This window comes from Pseudoalteromonas sp. APC 3691 (assembly GCF_030408135.1).
Taxonomy (GTDB): domain Bacteria; phylum Pseudomonadota; class Gammaproteobacteria; order Enterobacterales; family Alteromonadaceae; genus Pseudoalteromonas.
In genome coordinates, this window is the sequence record NZ_JASDCB010000015.1 from 1 (window position 1) to 21,186 (window position 21,186).

Genomic DNA, 21,186 nt, shown 5'->3' on the forward strand with positions numbered 1-21,186 from the left:
TGAGAAAAATTCAATCTAAAATTGACCATCGTGAACACTTAGGTTAAAAATGTCATGAACCCAATGCGTGGAATTTAAGTGTTCACGATAAAACCGGAATCGGTGTTCACCATCACCGGAATACGCAGTAAATAAGTAATAGTAAAATAATAGCGCTTCAAGCTTTACTCCTTTGGAACAAGCCACCTTTAATCAGCACTGCAGCAATAAAGTGAACTGCGTTTGATTCTTCATTTTGTCCTAAACCATGTCTTTCCATGTGCTTAATATGTATGGCAATGCGCGGGAGTAATGAATAAAAGTCTGAATGGGTCTTAGGTGTTCTGTGTGCAACTAATATTTGCTTATCTGCACCATACTCATGAGTGCGCAAAGGTTTGTAGCCTCCCTCATACCAATTATCGATAGTTTGGATAGCAGCCCCTACTTTTTGTGAGTTTAAACTTGCTGCTTTTTTATCGCCCACTTGAGTGTATGCAAGCTGTTTAGATGACATGCCCTGTTCAACAGTATCTACAAACTTTTGACTAGGGTGAACCTCTTGGCTAAATGCATTTTTAATTTTTGCGGTTATATCTAAATAACAATAACTTTGAGGGTTACTGAGCCCTTCTTGAATAGATTCTGACAATGTTATTAATGCTGTTTGATTATTTTGCCAATTGCCTTGCCATTTTAGTTTTTGCGCACCTTCAACAATGATCGGGGCTGCATATTCAGTAAGGATTTCAATATCAATATTTGGTGATTGGCGGTTACGCCAAAGCCAGTTCCCCATCAGTATATTTTTAGCATAGCGAGTTGCAACTTCATTAAGACCATTGTGTTTTTTGTAAGTTTCAAAAAACCGTTTTAACCAATAAATAACTTTAGGGTCATCACAAACATGTGGTTCATTGCTATTAGCCTCAACCCTGAGTGAAAAACGGCAAAATAGTTCATTTACCGTTGGAGGCACGTAGCACACATCAATTGTTTGTGGGTTCCCAAAAGCGAGATCTTGTGGCGCTAAATTTTTAGCCACATTTTGCTTTTGATACGCATCGCCAAACCCTGACTTCTGCCCAACTAATTTATTTTGCTCTATTTGTAGCGGTTCAAAGTCAGACTCTGGTGTTTTATAAAAAACACCGCTTTACTGGGTGAGAGCGAACGCGTGTAACTTAAGTGCCGAGGTAATTGCATTATTCATACTCAAACTTAGACTTTTTCATAAGCATAGACTCTTTTTGAACATCCATAACCCAAAATGCGTCATGAAAGAACTGCTTAGCGCCTGCGTACTTTACTGATGTATTACTAACACACTCTAACAACCCAATTACGGGTTCAGCATAACAATGGTATTCATGTAATGCTGCATCTCGCTTTACGGGTTCTTCAAGCGCAGCAAAGCCAATTGCAGCGGGTCTTAAATTAAAGTTACCGTTAAGGGCATCAATTAATTGTTCAAAACTTTTAACTACTTTTTTTGACGAGTATAACCAACTACCATTTGACGATTTTGCTTTAAAGTTTTTAAAAAGTTCACTCGGTTTAGTATGCAAATGGCACCAGTCAATATTTTGATATAACGAAGGTGGATGCATTGTCCCGCCTGCATAAGTAGATGGTAGTGCGGGCTTTATAAGCTGACTATTTAACTTATTAAGTATCTCTTCATTTGATACGAAAAGCCTAAATACTAAATCGAGTGTTATGTCACATTTAGGTTTATCGATAATTCCTGATCTTATTACATGGCTACGGCCAGCAACTTGTTTTAACTTACTTGGTTCAGGTAATGGTTTACCTGTATGTAATTGATAGTTTTCAATGTAAATGGCACTGCCAATACACTTAATTGAAGGGTCTATAAAGTTTTTTAGCTTTCGCTCAAAGTTATGAGCAAGCCCATTTAAAGCTGTAAGTGACGGCATACCTTGAATATATGGGTTAGCCATTGCCTCGGCATCAAACACTCGCATATCTTGGCAATGTACATACACTATTTGCTCATCATTTAATATTTCTTCTTCAGTTGTACAATGAGTAAACACATAGTTTAACTGCGTTTTAAACAACCCCATTAAATCAGGGTGATATGCAAAGCGTTTGAGCTTACTTAAAGTACCTAGGCTCTCATTTAGTATGTTACTAAATTGGCTAATACAGTTAGTAATACTCTGATCTAAGTAATGCTTAGCCCACTCAGGATAAGCTTTCTCTTGCGCGTTATTTTTAGCTTCCAGAATGTTATCAAGCCATAACTGCAAACTAACACCTACCTGCCTAATAGCCGCTACTCGCGCTAATCGCTTTTGCCTTAACGTATTAAACTGCTTAATACCCACTAACACCAAAAGCGCCTGTTGAAATTGATAGCTTAATAGCGCACGAATTTTAAATGCTTTTTCAATATCATCATTGGCTACTTTAGAGCGGTTAATAGCCTTTGAATTTGTTTTAGGAAAGTAACGCAAGGCTCTTATATTGCCACCTACTGAGCTTGCTAAATCGCCTACATTGGCTGGCCTTGAGTGCTCAATTAAACCAAAGTTTAACTTACGTTCTGTTGTTAATTGCTGAATTTTAGCTAGTATTGCATGGCTTACTACAGGCGTAACCGCAAGGTAGCTTTGCTGAAATGGCATTTGTAATTGTGGTGAAAAAGAGCTTACTTCTAATGGGAGCTCTGCCACTGGCAACTGCTGTTTTATTTTACCCGCGATGTCTAAAACCGTCTTTTTAGTAAACCCGTAGGCTCTTATTAAATTAATCCAAACAGGCTCTTCAGTTATTAATAACTTTGCTAAACAAGTCACTTCGCCCTGCCAACTAAATGAGGTTAAAAATAGCTTTGCATGATTAATTTCAGCACTGTTGTGCGACCAGCCAAAACTTAAAGATAATGACCGGCTACAAATACCCGCAATATCTTCACTTACAACTTCACTAATTAAACGTTGATGGCTTACGCGTATATCAGGGTATTTTAAATTATGAGTATGAAACCATTTCACTTCGTTAATGCACTTACTCAATAACACTTCATCGAGTAATACACTCTTAGCGGTTCTTACACTTGTTAAATCATCAATCTCACTTCGCTTATAAACTAGATTAATGAGCACAACAAGAACTTGTTCTTCAAAGCCATCTACCGCAACATGAGGCGTGTATGGAGCAAACAACTTTCTAAGTGCTGTGGTTTTTTCTTTTAGTGATTCAATTGCAAGTGCATCTTGTAAGTTCATAAGTTACCACGGCGCTATAAATTGTTTTTTTGTTTGAGGCTTTTCAGCTGCGAATGCTTGTTGTAGCTCAATCACTTGGCGTAAATAAAAAACATGGCTATCAGCTCTGAGCTGTTCGTGCTTTTTTTGTGGATAAGCACAGTTTAAAAAGCCTTCTTGGTGAAGCCTATAAACCTGCTCTGTGGTGGTGTTTAATAATACTGCGGTGTCAAAAGTACAAAGCAGTAAGTCAGCAATATTTGGATGTTTAGCTTTAGGATTACTATCAACTAATTCGACAAAGTAATTAATAATCTCATCAAGAACTTTGTTTTTACGGTTACTTGTTGCAGCTATTTGACCATCACGGATCACACTGCCATACACAGAGTTAAACTTAGTTTTATTAAAAGGGTTAAGTTGCTTAAGCCGCGCATTGTTTGTGAGTAAGTTTAATTCAACGGTAAGGCTTTCAGGCCAAGTACTAAAGTAATCAACAAAAGTACGGTTAAAGTCTGCATCGCTTACATCAAGTTGCTTAACCTTCGCAAACCACGATATCAACCCCACTATTTTATGACTGTTACTACTTGCAAGCGCAAATGCAATTTTAAAGTCTGCATCGTTTAACTGTTCACTATTGGTGAGTTTACAACCACAACTGCACTCTAAAAACTCCTCAGAAGCTCTGTAATCAATTAAGTTATGGCATTCCCTACATTGTGTAGTTAATTGTGACTTATGCTTATGGCACGCTTTATAGGGCTTTAAATGCCAATAAAAAGGAACGTAAGAAGATTCAAACAAGCATTCAATGCAAACAGGTATGTTGTAAGTGCGAAGTAACTCAAGGGGAATTGTCAGTTCATTTCGGCTTACTGCTGCTAAGTTGCCAAATTTAAAGTTGCTGCGCCGCCATGCAAGCGCAAGAATATCACCAGCGTTAACATCTGCTAATTGGGCTACTAACTTAAGCGCTCTTATTCTAAAGCTGCTCGCTTGCCTAGCATGATAAACATCAACTTTACTCAGCTCTAACGGCAACGCACCTTCGAGCTCATGATCTTGCTCTGCGAGCCATTGCCACAAAATATCAGCAAGCTCACTATAACCATCATATGAGTTATCCCTTGCAAGCCTCAACAAATAGCTTTCAAGCGCCTCATCTGAGTAAGGTTTTGTTTGAACTAAAAAATGCATCGCCAACCTAAACTAAGAAAATCTTAGTTTAGGTTTAGATTAGCTTTTACTGTCAGTCAAACTTTACTTGAATAAATAGTTGAAGTTTACTTAACAGGTTTAACTCCATAGCTCTCCAATATTGATATCATCACTGTCAGGCCGAGAGCCTTCGGCAACTTCGTTAAATTGAACAACCATAGGAATATCAAATGAAGTTCCGGTAATTACAGCACAACCTTTCGCTAAATTAGGAATCATCTGCCTTGAAAGATCATCTAAAGAACTAATTGTGTTTTCAAGCAACTTAAGATCTCTATCATTAACCAGCCTATGAATGAAGAAATTATGTAATTGAGACATTACTGTTGGCGAAATATCAGCAGGCCTTTGGCTAGATAATGTCAGAAAGAAACCAAACTTGCGTCCTTCTTTAATAATTTCTTCGAACAACTCTAATCTATAATCTTTCCAGCTTTCACTTTCCCTAGTGGACTGCATGGACAAGACATTGTGAGCTTCGTCAATTATCATATGGAACGTTTGTTGCGTCGGATTTTGGTTAATTACCTGCTGCTTGTGAGAACTGTAGTAGAACTTAGCAAGTAATAACGGTAAAACTTTTTTGATTTCTTGATTGGTTTTTCTTAATGATAGTATTGTTAACAACTTAGGCTGAGGCTGCTCAGTAACCACGTTAAAAACTCGATCTAAGGAAGTTAAAGAAGCCTCTACCCTTTTCAATAAAGGCTGTATATGATCGAATTGAACATACCCACTCACAAGGTCTGAAAGCAGCTGAGTATTTATTCTAAGTTTTAACTCATTAAAGGGTGTCATTTGGCTAATGCTAACACTATCAATTTTATCTTTACAATGGGTTACATAAGCTGGGTCTGATTCACCACCACTGAGGAATTTATGTGCAGCTTTATTAGGAAAATATAACTTACCATCCTTCCCATGCCATCCCATTTGATTTGCCAATTGCTCTAAATCGACAGATTTTACGAGCTTTGCTATTTCATAGATTAAATCAACAAACTCTTTCTTATGCGCCGTGCTTATAAGGGCTTTTTTGAGTATTTTCTTTACGTAGCTTTCTAAGCTCATGCTGTTAGTTTGAAACCTAGCACGGCCAGATACTATTCGTTTTAAGAATGGCTTTTGAGTATTCTCAGTGGCCTTAAACAAAATACCAAATAACTCTTCATCCCAAAAAGCTTCACTAGTTAATGGGAACTTGTCACCATTGTCACTACGAGTATCAAGCTGGTACACTTGTTTATGTTCTCGGTTAGCTATTAACTGGTTATTGGTATATTCACCATTAAAGTCAATTACTACAAAATGACTTTTACCTATAATTTTGTCGAGCTTGTTACTAAAAAGGGTTGTGTAAAGATTTGTTAGTGTATTTGATTTTCCGCTTCCTGTGTTCCCAAAAACACCTAAATGTGTATTAAACAGCTTTTCCCATGGTAATGACACTGGAATCTCTTCCGTGAGCGTTTCACCTACGATAAAATTGTAATCAGATTTACCGAATATTTTTTTTACTTGATCGTCACTCATCAAATAAGCAATATCCCGTATCATAGGCAGATGTTTAATTCCTTCAAAGAATTTATCTGATTGAAAATATCCTATGGGAACTAGCTCTACTTTACGAATGTAGTAATTGCTTTCTTCACTTTTAAATCTCTCATCTAAGTATTCACCTTGAACTCGAGCCACCACATCTTTGAACCCTCGGCGAATCAGCACAAACTCTTGAATCGAGACACCATGGAATTTCACACCATCATAGAAAAGTGTTTCTTTATTAGATTCTTCATACAGCTCTATAACGATGTTAGTACCCTTTACCGAAATAACTTCACCAATAGCTATACTCATAATTTCCCGCCATTTAAAGGGAGCACTGGGGGTGGAATAGGTTCTACCGTATTTTGCTGTTTTGGTTTATGTTTATAATTATTTAAGGTGAACTTAGTATCATTAAAATTAGTGAAGTTAAGGATGCTTTCATCAGAGCAAATATAGCCAACATTTGGGTAATCTCTAAACTTATCTTGCATAAGGTTTAGCTCTGCGTTGTCAAAACACGATATGTACATCGTTAGAGAAGGATTAGAAAGTGAACGTAGTATTAGACTTAAAATATGTTCGTCAGCAAATGAAAAACCAAAAGTAATCAGAACAGAGTTAGGCCGTTCTAACTCGTAACTCAGGTGTCTCAAAATTTGATAGTATGCTTCTTCAAATACCGTCTCGTGAAACTTCCATTTTGTTGGGTTAACTATTGGGATACTTTCATATTTTTCCCAAAACTCTTTAAGTTTCAACTTAGATAAGTCTTCCGAGGATAAAAATCTATCTATATCGAGTATTGTTTTATTTTTATCATACAAAATATCTTTGAAGGCATTTATGATATCAAGTTCTTTTTGTTCAAAATGAATTATGTAGTTACTCTGACCATAATTAAGTTTGATTTCACTATCTTTTTGTGCTTTTTCCCAATGAACAGAACCATGTGCGTGAAGTAGGTTTATTTGTGGTAGAAGGGTATCATGGCGTTCAAAAGCTCCTTTATTAACAACTCTATGATTGAAGTTTCTCGTATGAAAAGTACGTGTCTGAAAACCAACGCTTCCATCATTAACTACAAATAAAGCATTGCGCTCTGATAGCAATTCTTCACTTGCTGTTTCCAAGCAATTATCATAATTTGTTGTGAATATATTAGCTCTTTTCTCGGATGGTTTTTGCCTATCTAACATAGAAACTAGAGTGGATAAAAAACGTTTATATTCATTAACCACATTTTCTTGATTAATTGGCCTTTTAGGATGTGGAGGGATACTTGAAAATACATTTGGTAGTCCGCCTCTAATACACTCTTGATAGTAAAGCATGAATAATAGTGTTATTGCTTGTTTTTCAGACTCATACTTTTTTGCAAGAGTTTCAAAGGTACATTTATTTCCTGCTTCATCTACAACTTCTAGAGCTAACGTTGGAAGGAAACCATAAGACGCTCCAGCTCCTATTAAAAAGTTGAGGTTTTGCTCATATACATCCATTAACTTGAACTCGCTTGCCATACTTAATTCCTTTTCCTACTTCGATTAGGGGAGCTGATGTAAGTCTTTATTCGAACTTCTTTGGTAACCAGATAAAACCAAATGTTCACTAAAAGGCTATTCTATTTTTTATTTTCAATAAGCTGACTGAGCAGAGCTTTTTGCCTGCTCTTTTCCAGCTTACCAAGTGCACAAATTAGTTCCGATAGAATATCTTCTTCACAATAAAAGTAAGCAACTGGCACATCTAGCTCTTTAGCAATGCGTTTCATTGTTAAAAAATCAGGTGCGTGTTTGCCTTTTTCGTATTGGTTCATGCGAGCACTAGCCGTGTTTGGCTCCATGCCTAACGCCATACCTAGCTGTTGCTGAGTAAGGCCTGCTGCTTTTCTTGCAGACTTTAGGCGTGAAGGTGTTGGAGTTTCCATGAGAACCTTAGCTATAAAACATATATTGCTAAGATTCTCTTAGTATCTAACCTATAAGTGTACTAAGGATGTTTTAGTTTTTAAATATACACTTAATTAGTAATGTCTTAAACTATAAATTTATGAGTTAAAAGGAATTTTATGCTTGTCTTTGCTAGTGATGCTTTTGGTAAGATTGTTTCAATAAATAACGTTAAAAATGGTAAAGCATGTAACTGTTTTTGTATCGCATGTAATGACCCTTTAATTGCACGCAATGGAGGGAAAATAAAAGCACACTCATTTGCGCACACCTCAAAGCCTGAGAAAAGATCCTGCTTAATGACAGCTCTACACAGGTTCGCGCAAGAATATCTAGCCGCTCAAGAACAAATATTACTTCCTTCCGTTAAATGTAAACACATGGGTAAAACCAAAGTACGACCTCCAAAATTCGTCAAAATACTACGAGGCTCGGTAGAGTCGCCGTTAGATAAATACAAAATGGATGTTGAACTGGAAACATCGCTGGGAAGAATATGTATTGAAGTTAAAGTCACTGCTGAATGTAGCGATGAGAAAGTAAGTTTTTTAAAAAATAATAAAGTACCAACATTAGAAATCGACCTATCTCAATTCATTGAGCAGCCCATAGAAGCTGTTATTGATGCACTTCATAATATAGAGCCTTACTCAAATTGGATTTATAGCTGGTGTGATGATGCACTCAAAAATGACATAGAAAAAGAGGTCGAAGCTGAAAGACTCGCTGCCCAACAAGCATTAGAGCGAGAAGTTGAACGCAAGAAGAGAATAACCAAGCAAGCAATTAATAACTTAACTAGAAATAACACTATTGGTTTACCCGCAAAAGAGTTGCCATTTACCACCTTTATCGGGACCAGAGAGTACAAATTACAAGCGAAATTGCTCAATGCTGACTCTTGGAGCTTCAACCGCTTCAATGTAATGATAGACACTAATGAGTATATATTGGCGACGTGTCAAATGTTGAGCAAAAAAGGAAAAGAAGGTAATAAGCTTTACATACTCTTCCCATTTAGTGACTGTGCATTACGTAATTTTAAGCCAGTGCCTAACTCTGCGGTACTTTGCAGGTTGTTTAGAAAAGGAAGCTACCCTTATAAGTGGTTATCATTTCCTGAGCCTAGTCCTCATAAGCTGCAACAAGCACAACTAAAAGCAAAGCAGGTAAAAAGAAAATCACTCGTGTATTTTGAGAGTTATACGTGAATTGTGGAAAGAAATATTCGAAAACAGCTGGGTACTCAACAAGCTCATTCCAACACCCTTTTATTTTTAAAAGTTTGACTTACTCATTTATTGACGCATCATTTCTTTAAAAGCATTTAATTCTGAACTTAAAAAACCTTTACTTTTTTCATTCCCATAACGTTATCATAGATAAAAATAAGGAAACTTTCTTGAACTCAAATCATCTATTTATTATAGGTAACGGCTTTGACTTGTGGCATAACTTGCCTACAAGTTACAAAGATTTTTACCAGCAATACCGTGAATATCTCAATCAAATTGAGCACTACTTCCCAAATGGCTTGCAAGAAGAAGAACTTTGGAGTGACTTTGAAAATGTGTTAGGTAAATTTGATGAATCTATTTTGATAGATGAAAACGACTTTATGGATTTCTCTGGCGATGACTTTCCAACACAGCAAATGTATGGACTTGAAGATGCTGTAGAGGATTTCAGTAATGATACTATCCAGAGTATAACCAGAAGTTTTACTACATGGATCAATAGCATAAATTTAGAAAGTTCAGTCCAGCAAATGACTTTCCCAGATACAGCTAAATTCATTAACTTCAACTATACCTCTACACTACAACAGTTATACAAAACCCCTGTGGAGCACGTTTATCATATCCACGGCAATGTAGGACAAGCGAAACCTTTAATTTTTGGTCACACAGAAGCGGTAACCCAAGCTATTGCTGAAGAAGACTCTTATTATACAGTAGCTATTAATAATGGACGGAGAGTATTAGAAGTTCTTCGAAAACCCGTAGCTGATATCATAAGAGATAAACTTAATACTTTATTAGAAAGTAGTGTTAAGGATATATCAGTGATTACCGTAATTGGCCATTCACTCAATAAAATAGATCTTCCTTATTTTTCGCGTATGGTGGATCAGTTTCCTGATGCTCACTGGCAGTGTTACTCATACAGCCTAATCGAAGCAACTGCTCACAGAACCATACTTGAGCAAATTGGCATTCCAATAGGAAACTTAAGTATTGGAACCTATAAGCAGCTCGCTCAACAATATCCGCTGAAGAGGACTGTGGACTTTCCATAGATCCCTTGCAGTTTTTTTATATGCTAAATGTAAGCTAACATATGAATTAAAAGCTATTAATTTATATGTTATCTTATTTAAGCAAGCTAAAGTCAAACATTCATACTTTTACATCTGACAACTCACTTTCTCAACAACTGACTAATAGGCATTCGGTCAGTAAACTTGGTCGCTATAAATGGGTCTTCGTCTTGGGCGCTTTCAGGTTTGTATAGTGAATAGCGTTCAACTTCGCTTGCTGTAATTTCTGCAACGGGCAAAGTAAATAGGTTTGGTACATCAGGGAAAAGTACATCAGGGAAAAGTACATCAAATGCTTTGACCAAGTGTTTAGTGGTGAGGGTATTAGCGTTATCTATTAATGCATAAAGTACCGCATCATCTAAAAAGTATTTTAATGTTCTAAAACAGCCTTTTGATAGTGAGAACAAAGCAAATACTGTTGCTTGCTCACTTAAATTTGGCTTTTCGGTAAATGGCATTCGGTTAGCTAGGCCAATTATTAGTTGTACAAAATGCTTTGGGTTTTCTGATAATTTAAAATAAGGCAGCTGCCGCCTTACTAATAAACGCGATGACCACTGGGGTTCGTCTGCTATTTTTTCTGCCCACGGCATACCTACCAATACAATTGATACACCCGCTTCATCGTTAATATATTTTAATCGGTTGGCAATCTCGCGGCGCTTTTTACCTTGGTTGTGTTCAATCAACTCTTGAAACTCATCAATAATTATAAGCTCTGTACCACATGTCTTTAGGCATTTTATTAATGATGTCGTTAACCGAGTACTGTTTATTCGCAATTTCCGCTCTGTGCTGCCTATTTGTCCTAAGTCTTTAAGAAGTTCAGCTAAAGTAGACTCTAATGTCGGGTTACTAGGTATGCGGCTTACTAATACAGGATGATTCATAACACCATTAATAAATTGAGGCAAATGGCGTTCTTTATACTGTTTTATTAGTGCTGTTTTACCTGTGCCTGTATCCCCATTTAACAGCATGCAGGGCTTTTCGCCCGCTAACCCTTTACCAAGTCTTAATCTGTCGAAGTCGTTAAATACCGTGCTTATTATTGGGTATTCAATAAATACATCGCGAAATTCATTCAGCTTTTCTTTTTGTTTGTCGGTCAGCATAATTAAAATCCATCTAAGTCTGAAATAAAGTCATCCCAGCTATCAGTTGGTTGCTCTTTAGGGGTGACCTCTTTAGGCTCTATAGGTTTGCACTGAGTTATTAATTTTTGTGAATCACTATTTACATTTTGATGCTTAGCTAACGCTTTACCCCCTTTTACCTTTGAGTTTTTTGGCACATTTTTTAACTCTTCAAACTCGTTTTGAATTTTATTATGAATAAACATACGCGCTTTTGCTAAGCCTACATTATCGATAGAGCCCGAAATAAAATCGCGATGAATACGTATATTTATTTTGTGCTGATTCAAACTTAAATTTTGGGTGTAACCGTTTGGATCTATGCATGGCACTTTTATGTAATGCTCTAGCTTATCAAGGTAAACATATATATAAGAAATATCATCGGGGTTTAATTTAATTAAAACTTCTTGAGATACTTTATGGCTAAATTGCTTTCTATAATTTGCTAATTCAGTACTGTCGTAGCTTAAGTTTTCTAGCCGTATTCCACCTTTTCGAAGTACCCGATGATTTGAAATACTGAGCACAACATCTAGTTGTTGAAGGTCATCATTACTCAGCATTGTTGGTGGTAACGTACTAAAGCCTTGATCCCATAATTGGCTTGGTATGTACTTAAAGCGGCTGTCGGCATCTTGATGGTAAACGTCTACTACCCATTTATGAAATAACTGCATAAAGGTTGTAAAGCGCATAATTGCATCTTTTTTGGGATTGTATTCATGCCTTTGTAAAATGTTAGAAAAAGTTTTACCAGGAACAGGGTCTAATAATTCAGTATTAATTGTGCCGAACATACGTTCTACAAATGGTTTTAACCAAGGCTTTGCGACAGGGTTATATTGAGTATTAATGCCTATCTCTTCACAAGCAAGTTCAAGGCTGTTACTCCAAAATTCAGCGCCATTATCAACAACGAGAGTTTCAATTTTGCCAGCACATTTCCACTCATTTATCGTATCTGGGTATAGTTTTACCACATCACTTTTAGGTTTCATCGCATTTAGCATTGCTCGTCTTACTGCATCATAGCTAGGCTCGCTGAAGCTAAAGTAGAAGCCAACAATACAATGGCTATACACATCGACTAACATGGTGAGTGTTGGCCGACCAAGCGGGATATGTAGCTCATCATCTAATAAAATAAGATCAAGCGGTGAATGGTCAATTTCAACTTTTTCGAGTATTCGGGTAGGCCTTTTATGCCCTTCTACTTTATTAAACGCAATATCAGCAAGGCGCTTGCCATAACGCGCAACCATCACCTCGTATTGTGGTAAGTTATCTACTCTGTTTTTAAATGCTTTATATGTTAAAGGTTTTAAATCTCTGCCCACAACACTGTCGTTTTCAATAATAACTAAGTCTTTATAGAACTTGTAAGCCGAAGCCACTGATGGCTTTTCTTTTACTAAGTAACGCTCAAGTGCTTTTTCAAAAAACTTATCGGTTGCTGTATCGCGCGTTCTATTACCTTTTTTTTGGTGGCTTGGTATTAGCGCCATGATATTTTTATCCGCATTTGTATAAGCGCTATACCATCGAGCGGCGGTTCTCCAGCTAGGCTTTTTTTCTCCCTCAACTTCGGGCATTACTTTTAATAAAGGCTCAAGGTTTTTTTGTGTCCAACCACCTTGAATATTAGCCTCAAGCCATTGAATATATTTAAGCTTAGCAAACGTAGTTATTTTTATTTTTTTAGGAAGGGCTTGTAAGTCTTTGGCGTAATTTTGAGGTGGTTTGGTTTCTACTTTTGGTAATGGCTGGTTAAATTCATCTTCAAACAAACCGTCATTAAACATTATTAGACCAAATTGCTGTTTCTATTGATATTTCATTTGTAGTTAAGTCGGCAAATAACTGCCCTAATGATAATAATCGTAGCACTGTAGCAAGTAGCTCACCGGCAGTTGCTTTTAAAAAGCTAACTAACTGGCCCACTTTAATAGAGCCGTATTGCTTAACAAGTTCTAGCACCGATGCTTGCAACTTTGTTAAAGACTGAAAACCAGAATAGCGATGTAAAAGCTTTAAGTTATTGAGTGTTGGGTATAGACGGATTTGCTTATCAGTAACCAGCATCAAATCGCGTCCACCTTGCTTAGCGATAGATTGCTTTTCAATAAAACGTGCACGAAAGTCTTCATCAGCAATTTTGCTTTGCGGTTTTACTTCAATAAATTTTTGTGTACCGTCTGTGTGGGTAAGTAAAAAGTCAGGCGTGTAAGGGCAAATACGGTTATCGAACTCATATTCGTAACCTAGTGGTTGTGCTTCAAATACGGCTATTGATGGTGAGAATTCAAAATGGAAACAAGCATCAAACTCTAAAGAGGATTGAACTAAACAGGTAGATTTATTTTTTTGACTAGCAAATTTATGATTGTGATTAATTGGAGATTTTTTGATTTTTTTTACGTACATGTGAGTTAACCATTTAACCATTTGGTTAAATACTAGACTATGCCAGCTTATACTTCCAATTTATGTCATCTTTTAGTAAAAACATGTCAACTTATACTTCAAACAACACCCAAATGAGGAATTTGGGTGGCAGTCTTACCAGCCACATCTCGGCACACACGTCACAAACTGTGGCTGCTCCCTTCCGGGCCTGACCAGGTTCGCCTGCTAGTGTTGCGAGAGGACCAATAAGACTACCATTGAGGGCCTTGGTTGGCGCGGGAAGGATTATCTCTACTTTTTCTCTGTTATTCAAGGGATAATCTAAAAAGAAAGTGCGATTGCATACTTCATATACAATCGCGACGTATTTAGCTGTTTTAGTGCGTATTAATTGTTCTCTAACTGCGCTTTTATATTACGAAGTGCTGCTTTTACTTTTTTCATGTTTTCTGGACCCATACGTAAAAGCTGTTTTTGCGCAGCAGGTAATTGCTCCCACTCCGAAAACGCATACTGATACGTCACTGAATCGCGAAGTAACGGCAAGTCACCTTCAGGCTCTGGCGTATCAAGTAATAAATCGATTGCATCGGTTAGCGTTTGATTAAACTCATCATCTCCATAACCAATTTCACTGTATGCATTATTTATAAGTGGCTTGTACTCTTCGTACATGCGAACGGCTTGCGCTGCACTCATACTGGTAAATATTTTCACATACGGGGTATAACGCTCGTAGCTGTTAGGGTTAATTGTGAGGATATCCCCTTCATTAACGCTAAATTTCTCTTCTGGCTGTACAACAGGCGTGTGCTTTTTAGCTACCTTACCTTTAGCTAGGTTATCTACAAATACAACACCACGGCGAATTACATCGTCGGTCACCATTAGGCTCATTACTGAGTCGCTTAGGTACTCATCCATTTTAGCAACCACAACTGCATCACTTTCGTTAAGTGTTGGTAGTGGCTCTACTTCAGGCTCCGGCTCACTCGGGCTTTGTGCTGGTACTTCAAGCTCGGCTGGTTTTTCTGGCATTACAGATGGCGCGTCTACCACTGGGTCATTCTCGGGTTTAAGCTCCATCATAGGTTGCTCTTTAACTGCGGGCTCTACCTCAGTGCGTGTTTCTTGCTCGTCACTTGGTGTGAGCAATACGAAGGCGGCCGCACATGCTACGACTATTAAAATAATTACGGCGAAAAGAATATTGTTATTAGGTGGACGTTTTTGAACATCTGATGCTTCTGGTTTATCTGACATACGAACTCCATAAAAATTAAAATGCGATATCACTTAGAGTACGCTAAGTGGATTAAATTCATTCTTACACAAATACTATGACATTTTATAATACGGCAATTATAGCAAAGTAAGTTACCTACTAAATTGGGTGATTAAATAATGTAATAAGCATTAGGGCAGTTATCCTTTGATTCTTCTAGCTTAAAGACTTACAGTTAATAAATAAAGTAAAGACGTAGAACAGTTTAACCACCAATATGAAAATCAAGCAAGTTGATCCACAAAAACCTAAAACTGCCTTATTACTTACAGGTGGTGGCGCACGAGCTGCTTATCAAGTGGGTGTACTTAAAGCGCTCGCTCATAGCATGCCGCGTACAGCTCCATTACCGTTTAGAGTAATAAATGGCACCTCTGCTGGGGCTATTAACTCTGCGGCTTTAGCATGTTACGCCTCTTGTGCACATTTAGCTGTACGAAAACTTGAATCAGTTTGGAAAAACTTTTCGACCTCGATGGTTTATAAAAGTGACTTCTTAAGCGTATTTGGTCATATTGCGCGTAATATTTTAACTAGCTTTCAGTCAGAGCATATTAATCACCCACCAGCGAGTTTGCTAAATAACCGCCCACTACGTGGTTTGCTCAATGAGATTTTAGACTTGCACCGGATAGAGCGTAACTTACACCGTAATTATTTAGATGCGCTGTCTATTACAGCTTCTAGTTATACGACGGGCGACTCTGTTGCGTTTTTTCAATCAAATACGCAAACACCATGGCAACGCGCTAAACGCGAAGGCCAAGCCACTCGTATTAACGTTGAGCATTTAATGGCGTCGAGTGCTATTCCTATGGTGTTTCCAAGTGTAAATATTTATAACCATTACTTTGGTGATGGCTCTATACATCAGCTTTCTCCCTTGAGTCCCTCGATTCATTTAGGTGCTGAAAAAATATTTATTATTGGGGTCGACCAGCCTAAAGAGCTTCACCCACCGGGTTATTCGCCGCATTACCCTGGCTTATCAGCTGTTGCAGGGCATTTACTTGATAGCGTATTTACCGACACTATGCAGTCGGATTTAGAGCGACTGGAACGCGTTAACCGCACTTTAGGATTACTACCCGCTCGTGATAAACATCAAGAACTTAAGCAAATTGATACCTTTGTTATTAACCCTTCGCAAAACTTTAACGCCATTGCCGCGCAATATTACGACGATATGCCGTGGGCGATTAAAGTATTACTGCGTACAATCGGTGTTAAAAAACATTCGCAATCGAGTTTGACCAGTTACCTATTGTTTGAAAAACGCTATACCCAACATTTAATGCAAATTGGCTATGAAGATGGCATGGCGCTGTTGCCTAAAATGCGTGAGTTTTTAGAGTTAGATTAAGTCAAAACAAGCACATTATTCTATCCCGTCGAGCAGGTAGTGCTCTACCCGCTCAACACGCCTTGGTTTACCTTGTAGTACTAAAACGTCGTTAGGTAACAAGGTTGTTTGCGCTGATGGCGTGTCTATTTCGGATCCTTCTCTGCGAAGTGCTTTTACGAGTACTCGCCGCTTTTCTAAATTTAGATCTTCAATTGTTTTACTCACGGCATAAGCTTGCTTGGGCAATGCTACAACGTGTAAATATTCTAATCGGTCGGTTGAGGCATCTTCGCTATCTTTAAAATACCCTGCGTAAAAACTTTGCATTAATGGATAACGATTACGTCGCTCTTTACTTACTCGGCGAACAATACGTGTCATGGGTACGCCCGACATAGACAACACATGCGACACGAGCATTAAGCTCGCCTCTAACGACTCGGGCACCACTTCGGTTACACCTAGCGCTTTTAAATAATCGAGCTGGCTGTCGTCACGAGTCCTAATAAGTATTTTAACGTTAGGTGCTATTTGCTTTATGGCATCAATAACAACTTGCGCGTGATCAAACTCAGTAAAAGTAATAATCACCAACCGAGCTCGCTCTACTCCTGCGCACTTTAAAATATCTTTTTGCTTAACATAACCAAATATTACAGGCTCGCCAGCCGCTTTGCCTTCTTGTACAAGTATTGGATTACTTTCGATGGCAACGTAGTCTATTGCTTCGGGCTTTAAAAAACGCGCTATAGTTTGTCCAACACGCGAAAAACCACAAATAACAACATGATCGCTATAAAGTGTACTACTTTGTGGCTCACTCTCCAGCGCTAAACTTGGCCGATCGAGTATGCCCAAACGATTTAAAATAAATGGCGTTTTATCAATCAAAAATGGTGTAAATGCCATTGAAAGCACACCCAGTGCAATTAAAAATGAAGCTTGCTCTGAATTTAATAACTGGTGCTGACCAGCAAGTGCGATAAGTACAAAACCAAATTCTCCCATTTGCCACAACATAATGCCACAGGCGAGTGAATCTTGGTTTCGTTCATGCATTAGCCGCGCACTAAGTGCTACTACCGTAATTTTTAATATGAGTAACCCAAGCAATGCGCCGATAATTATTACTATGTGCGCCAGTACAAATAAAATATCTAGCTGCATACCCACAGTTACAAAAAACAGCCCCATTAATATATCGCGAAATGGACGTATATCGGCCTCTAACTGATGCCTATAATGGCTCTCACCTAACATCATTCCCGCTAAAAATGCGCCCAATGCCATAGACAAGCCAAACATATACGTTAAAAAGCCCGCAAATAGCGCTACTAATATAGTGGTAAGTACAAACAATTCATCGGTTCGTACTTGCGCTATTTCTTTAAATACAATGGGCAATACCCATTTACCAATTGCCCAAAGGAGCACACATACAAATGCACCTTTACTTAGGGCAAAGGCTAAAGCCCAGCCAATACTTTGTGAGTCGCTTGATGCAAATAAGGGAAGTATTATTAATAGAGGAACAACAGCAATATCTTGAAAAAGCAGCACACCAACGGCTAACTGCCCTCGTCGCTGATTAAGCTCACCCGTCTCTTTTAATAGCTTAACAACCACCGCAGTTGAAGAAAGCGCCATAATTGTGCCAATAGTAAAGCTGGTGAGTAGGGAAAAGTCTAAACAATATAAGATAATAATGAAGAGTAAACTGGTTATACCTACTTGTAATGAGCCCAAACCAAATACTAGGTTGCGCATTGCCATTAGCCGAGAAATAGAAAATTCTAGCCCTAAACTAAATAACAAAAACACAATACCCAGTTCAGCTACAAACTCTATTTCGTGAGAATGTGCAAGCCAGCCAATACCATGACTACCGGCTAAAACCCCCGTTGCTAGGTACGCTAAAATAGGCGGCAAGCCAATGCGCTTAAAAAACCACACAAAAAGAACTGCCGCGACTAATAAGCCAAAAATTTGAGCATTAATACTTTGCAAATGCAGCCTCGCGTTTAAATTAAACTAGTAGCTTGTAAGTAAATATAACAACCATATGTTTTTCATGCAATTTTAAAATATGGCACAAAAATAGCTTAGTTATTGCAAAGTAACACCCTCGGGGGAGAATTTAATGGAAAACGTCCATATTTTGACGCAGCGTGTGTCTGGTCGCGGTGATTTTTTGCCGTTTTCAGCTGAACATTCGCCAACAAATGAAATAACTGAAACGCATGAACTCGTCGCAGAGCTACAAACAAGCTTAGTGATCGAGGATATTCTGGCTATTTACGCTAAATTTGCAAAACAATTGCTCAATTTTTCTGGATTGCAGTTTCAATCAACTTTAGGTACTGCTCAAACATCACAAAGTGATACAAGTAGTACACCCTATATTTTTGATTTAGCGATTAATAAAGACCACTTAGGGCAGCTAATCTATTTTAGTAAATTCCCGCTTGGTCACGCAATTGAGAAAAAATTACATACATTACATACTGCGTTGGTTTATCCACTTCGTAATGCGATGATGTATAACCGCGTACTAAAGCTTGCCACAAAGGATGCGTTAACCGGTTTAAATAATCGTAGTCAATTTAATGACTTTTTACTTCAAAAGCTTGAAAACTGTCGCCGTTATCAACGTCCATTTAGTTTAATGTTGCTTGATTTGGATAACTTTAAACAAGTTAACGACAACTTCGGCCATAAAATTGGTGACGATACACTTAAAGAATTTTCAAAAGTACTGTGTAGTAGTATACGCGGCACTGATTCGGTATTTAGATTTGGTGGTGATGAGTTTGCTTTACTTATTGAAGACCCTGAGTTTACAACTAATAAAGTGATTGCTGAGCGTATAATGTGCTTAGTAAGAAAATCGCCATTAATGTCTAAGTATAAAGTAACAACCAGTATTGGTTTTACTTTAGCTAACAGCCAAGATTGCGAAACTGAGATATTTGCTCGAGTAGATAAAGGTTTATACAAAGCAAAGGCATCAGGTAGAAACTGCGCAAAAGCATATTAGCCTTTACTTAACTGCATTAAATAAAAAAGCCTAGCTTCCCCCGCTAGGCTTTGCACTTACCAATTTATAAATAAACAACGCAGCACAAAAACCAAAAAAGAACCCGCTAATTAAATTAAGTAATGCAGTAATAGTCGCAAGCGGTGTAAATAATACTAAAAGCAGTGGCAGGCTCACGCCTAAAATAAAAAACAATCCACCTTTACCTAACCAATAAGCTAATAAAAGTACTGAAGATACAACTCCACCCGCAACTGCATAACCTAACGTAACTATATTTAACTCAAGTAAAACATTAGCGATAATAGCTATTACGGCCGTTATCAGCATACCCATTGGCGCTTTAGTCACTAACGACAAACCAACATGCGGCTGTTTACTCATTTATTTACACTCCCAAAAAATACCATTTTCATCAACATGCTTAGCACTTATAAAATAACCAACCACTTGCACTAATTCATCATTATAGAAAATAAGCGGTACGCTGGCGCGAAGCCACGGTGCTATTTTTGCATCTTTAAACCAATGCTTAACTGTATTACTACCAGGCTTTTTAAGTGGTTTTATACGCGCACTATTGCAATTAAAGCGCACTATTACTTGCTCATTAGCGTGTGGAGGTCTTACACCGCTACCAGCCCTTTTAATTAATAAACGCCCATCAGCAAGTTTTAGTTCTGAATGATTCAGCTCTGTATCTGTTAATACTTCACTTGGTGTTACAAAATACAAATAACCTTGATGCCGGTGTATTTGTCCATCTAGCAAGTCGATACGCATCTGTGAGTCGTTTTTTGCGCACATTGCTTGATTAATAATTTGCTCAAGTTGCTTTTGCGATGGCATCACTTGAGTAAATAGTGCAAGCCACGCACGTACTATATTTGCAATGCGCGCTGCGCTGTATTCACTTATTTGGCTAATGCACAGTGCTTGATGCTCGTTAACACACTTATTTAAATCAAGCTGGGTATATTCATCAAGTAGATTTTGTTGTTGCTGTAGTAGCTCAATACTTCGTGCAGTGCATTGCTCAAACCCATTAAAGCGCTCAGCTAACACAGGCACTATTTTTGAGCGTAAAAAGTTACGATCAAAACTTTCATCTGTATTAGAGTCATCGGTTATGTGGCGAATACTAAACTGCGCTGCAAACGCTTCTATATCGCTTCGCTTAACGTTCAACAATGGCCGAAAACATACACGGCCACTTTGCAGCAAACGCTCTTTATACATAGCACCAAGCCCTTTTAAACCCGAGCCACGCTTTAAGCGCAGTAAGAACGTTTCTACTTGGTCGTTTAAATGTTGGCCCAGTAAAATAATGCTGCCTTGTGGGCTTAGTTCATCAAGCGCTTTATAACGGGCGTCGCGTGCTTGAGCTTCAAGACTTGTGCGCGACTGCTGATCAATGACAACTTTCGCAGCTTCAAAAGGCACACTAAGCTCAATACATACGTTTTTGCAAAAGCGTTGCCAGTCATCAGCATACTGGCTCAAGCCATGGTGAACATAAATAGCCGAGACATTAATTGCAGGGTTATCTGCTTTTAAAGTGCGCATTAAATGCAACAACACCACAGAATCAACGCCACCAGAGAGCGCCACTGCAAAAGCAGTGTTGCCTTGCTCAATATAGCTATTTAGTGATTTTTTTAATTGCTGATAAATTGCTGATTTATGCATATGGGCGCACTTTAATATAAAAACTCTGA

The 21,186-nt window shown here is 38.0% G+C and carries 17 protein-coding genes and 1 other RNA gene; 4 read left to right on the forward strand and 14 right to left on the reverse strand.

Going from position 1 to position 21,186, the window contains the following annotated elements; genetic code table 11:
• Window positions 1-157 precede the first annotated feature (157 nt).
• The 6 genes from csy3 to QL998_RS06900 form a co-directional block, all read right to left on the reverse strand.
• Window positions 158-1,087: a type I-F CRISPR-associated protein Csy3 gene (csy3, locus tag QL998_RS06875; RefSeq protein ID WP_290192400.1), complete on the reverse strand. Its 930-nt coding sequence runs from the start codon at window positions 1,085-1,087 to the stop codon at window positions 158-160.
• Between the two features lie 97 nt (window positions 1,088-1,184).
• Window positions 1,185-3,236 carry a type I-F CRISPR-associated protein Csy2 gene (locus QL998_RS06880; protein ID WP_290192369.1) on the reverse strand — a complete coding sequence of 684 codons (2,052 nt, stop codon included), beginning with the start codon at window positions 3,234-3,236 and terminating at the stop codon, window positions 1,185-1,187.
• A gap of 3 nt (window positions 3,237-3,239) precedes the next feature.
• Window positions 3,240-4,415: a TniQ family protein gene (locus QL998_RS06885; RefSeq protein WP_290192370.1), complete on the reverse strand. Its 1,176-nt coding sequence runs from the start codon at window positions 4,413-4,415 to the stop codon at window positions 3,240-3,242.
• A gap of 99 nt (window positions 4,416-4,514) precedes the next feature.
• Entirely contained in the window at window positions 4,515-6,293 is a 1,779-nt protein-coding gene (locus tag QL998_RS06890) for an ATP-binding protein (protein WP_290192371.1), read from the reverse strand.
• Complete coding sequence (locus tag QL998_RS06895; protein WP_290192372.1) at window positions 6,290-7,504, reverse strand: SIR2 family protein; 1,215 nt, start codon at window positions 7,502-7,504, stop codon at window positions 6,290-6,292. Before QL998_RS06895 ends, QL998_RS06890 begins: the two co-directional genes overlap by 4 nt.
• Window positions 7,505-7,605: 101 nt before the next feature.
• Window positions 7,606-7,911, reverse strand: a complete 306-nt coding sequence (locus tag QL998_RS06900; protein WP_290192373.1) for a helix-turn-helix transcriptional regulator — start codon at window positions 7,909-7,911, stop codon at window positions 7,606-7,608.
• A 321-nt stretch (window positions 7,912-8,232) separates the two neighbouring features.
• On the opposite strand from QL998_RS06900, the gene QL998_RS06905 reads away from it, so the two are divergent.
• Together QL998_RS06905 and QL998_RS06910 are read left to right on the forward strand one after the other, a co-directional pair.
• Window positions 8,233-9,144: a hypothetical protein gene (locus tag QL998_RS06905; protein WP_290192374.1), complete on the forward strand. Its 912-nt coding sequence runs from the start codon at window positions 8,233-8,235 to the stop codon at window positions 9,142-9,144.
• 191 nt (window positions 9,145-9,335) lie between these two features.
• Entirely contained in the window at window positions 9,336-10,232 is an 897-nt protein-coding gene (locus QL998_RS06910; protein ID WP_290192375.1) for a bacteriophage abortive infection AbiH family protein, read from the forward strand.
• Window positions 10,233-10,354: 122 nt separating this feature from the next.
• On the opposite strand, the gene QL998_RS06915 is transcribed toward QL998_RS06910, so the two are convergent.
• The 5 genes from QL998_RS06915 to QL998_RS06935 form a co-directional block, all read right to left on the reverse strand.
• Window positions 10,355-11,371 carry a TniB family NTP-binding protein gene (locus QL998_RS06915; protein ID WP_290192376.1) on the reverse strand — a complete coding sequence of 339 codons (1,017 nt, stop codon included), beginning with the start codon at window positions 11,369-11,371 and terminating at the stop codon, window positions 10,355-10,357.
• Between the two features lie 2 nt (window positions 11,372-11,373).
• Complete coding sequence (locus tag QL998_RS06920; RefSeq protein WP_290192377.1) at window positions 11,374-13,197, reverse strand: Mu transposase C-terminal domain-containing protein; 1,824 nt, start codon at window positions 13,195-13,197, stop codon at window positions 11,374-11,376.
• Window positions 13,190-13,819 (reverse strand): Tn7 transposase TnsA N-terminal domain-containing protein, encoded by a 630-nt coding sequence (locus tag QL998_RS06925; protein ID WP_290192378.1) that lies wholly within the window; start codon window positions 13,817-13,819, stop codon window positions 13,190-13,192. Before QL998_RS06925 ends, QL998_RS06920 begins: the two co-directional genes overlap by 8 nt.
• 133 nt (window positions 13,820-13,952) lie before the next feature.
• Window positions 13,953-14,049: signal recognition particle sRNA small type (ffs, locus tag QL998_RS06930), an RNA gene on the reverse strand.
• A 139-nt stretch (window positions 14,050-14,188) separates the two neighbouring features.
• Window positions 14,189-15,064 (reverse strand): DUF3014 domain-containing protein, encoded by an 876-nt coding sequence (locus tag QL998_RS06935; RefSeq protein ID WP_039484317.1) that lies wholly within the window; start codon window positions 15,062-15,064, stop codon window positions 14,189-14,191.
• Window positions 15,065-15,303: 239 nt separating this feature from the next.
• On the opposite strand from QL998_RS06935, the gene QL998_RS06940 reads away from it, so the two are divergent.
• Window positions 15,304-16,449 carry a patatin-like phospholipase family protein gene (locus tag QL998_RS06940; protein ID WP_290192379.1) on the forward strand — a complete coding sequence of 382 codons (1,146 nt, stop codon included), beginning with the start codon at window positions 15,304-15,306 and terminating at the stop codon, window positions 16,447-16,449.
• A gap of 15 nt (window positions 16,450-16,464) precedes the next feature.
• On the opposite strand, the gene QL998_RS06945 is transcribed toward QL998_RS06940, so the two are convergent.
• Window positions 16,465-18,438: a monovalent cation:proton antiporter-2 (CPA2) family protein gene (locus QL998_RS06945; protein WP_290192380.1), complete on the reverse strand. Its 1,974-nt coding sequence runs from the start codon at window positions 18,436-18,438 to the stop codon at window positions 16,465-16,467.
• 133 nt (window positions 18,439-18,571) lie between these two features.
• On the opposite strand from QL998_RS06945, the gene QL998_RS06950 reads away from it, so the two are divergent.
• Window positions 18,572-19,468: a GGDEF domain-containing protein gene (locus QL998_RS06950; protein ID WP_290192381.1), complete on the forward strand. Its 897-nt coding sequence runs from the start codon at window positions 18,572-18,574 to the stop codon at window positions 19,466-19,468.
• A 30-nt stretch (window positions 19,469-19,498) separates the two neighbouring features.
• Here the strand turns inward: QL998_RS06950 and QL998_RS06955 are convergent, their stop codons facing one another.
• Together QL998_RS06955 and tilS are read right to left on the reverse strand one after the other, a co-directional pair.
• Window positions 19,499-19,852 carry a hypothetical protein gene (locus tag QL998_RS06955; RefSeq protein ID WP_182712625.1) on the reverse strand — a complete coding sequence of 118 codons (354 nt, stop codon included), beginning with the start codon at window positions 19,850-19,852 and terminating at the stop codon, window positions 19,499-19,501.
• Window positions 19,853-21,157 carry a tRNA lysidine(34) synthetase TilS gene (tilS, locus tag QL998_RS06960; protein ID WP_024606282.1) on the reverse strand — a complete coding sequence of 435 codons (1,305 nt, stop codon included), beginning with the start codon at window positions 21,155-21,157 and terminating at the stop codon, window positions 19,853-19,855.
• Window positions 21,158-21,186 lie beyond the last annotated feature (29 nt).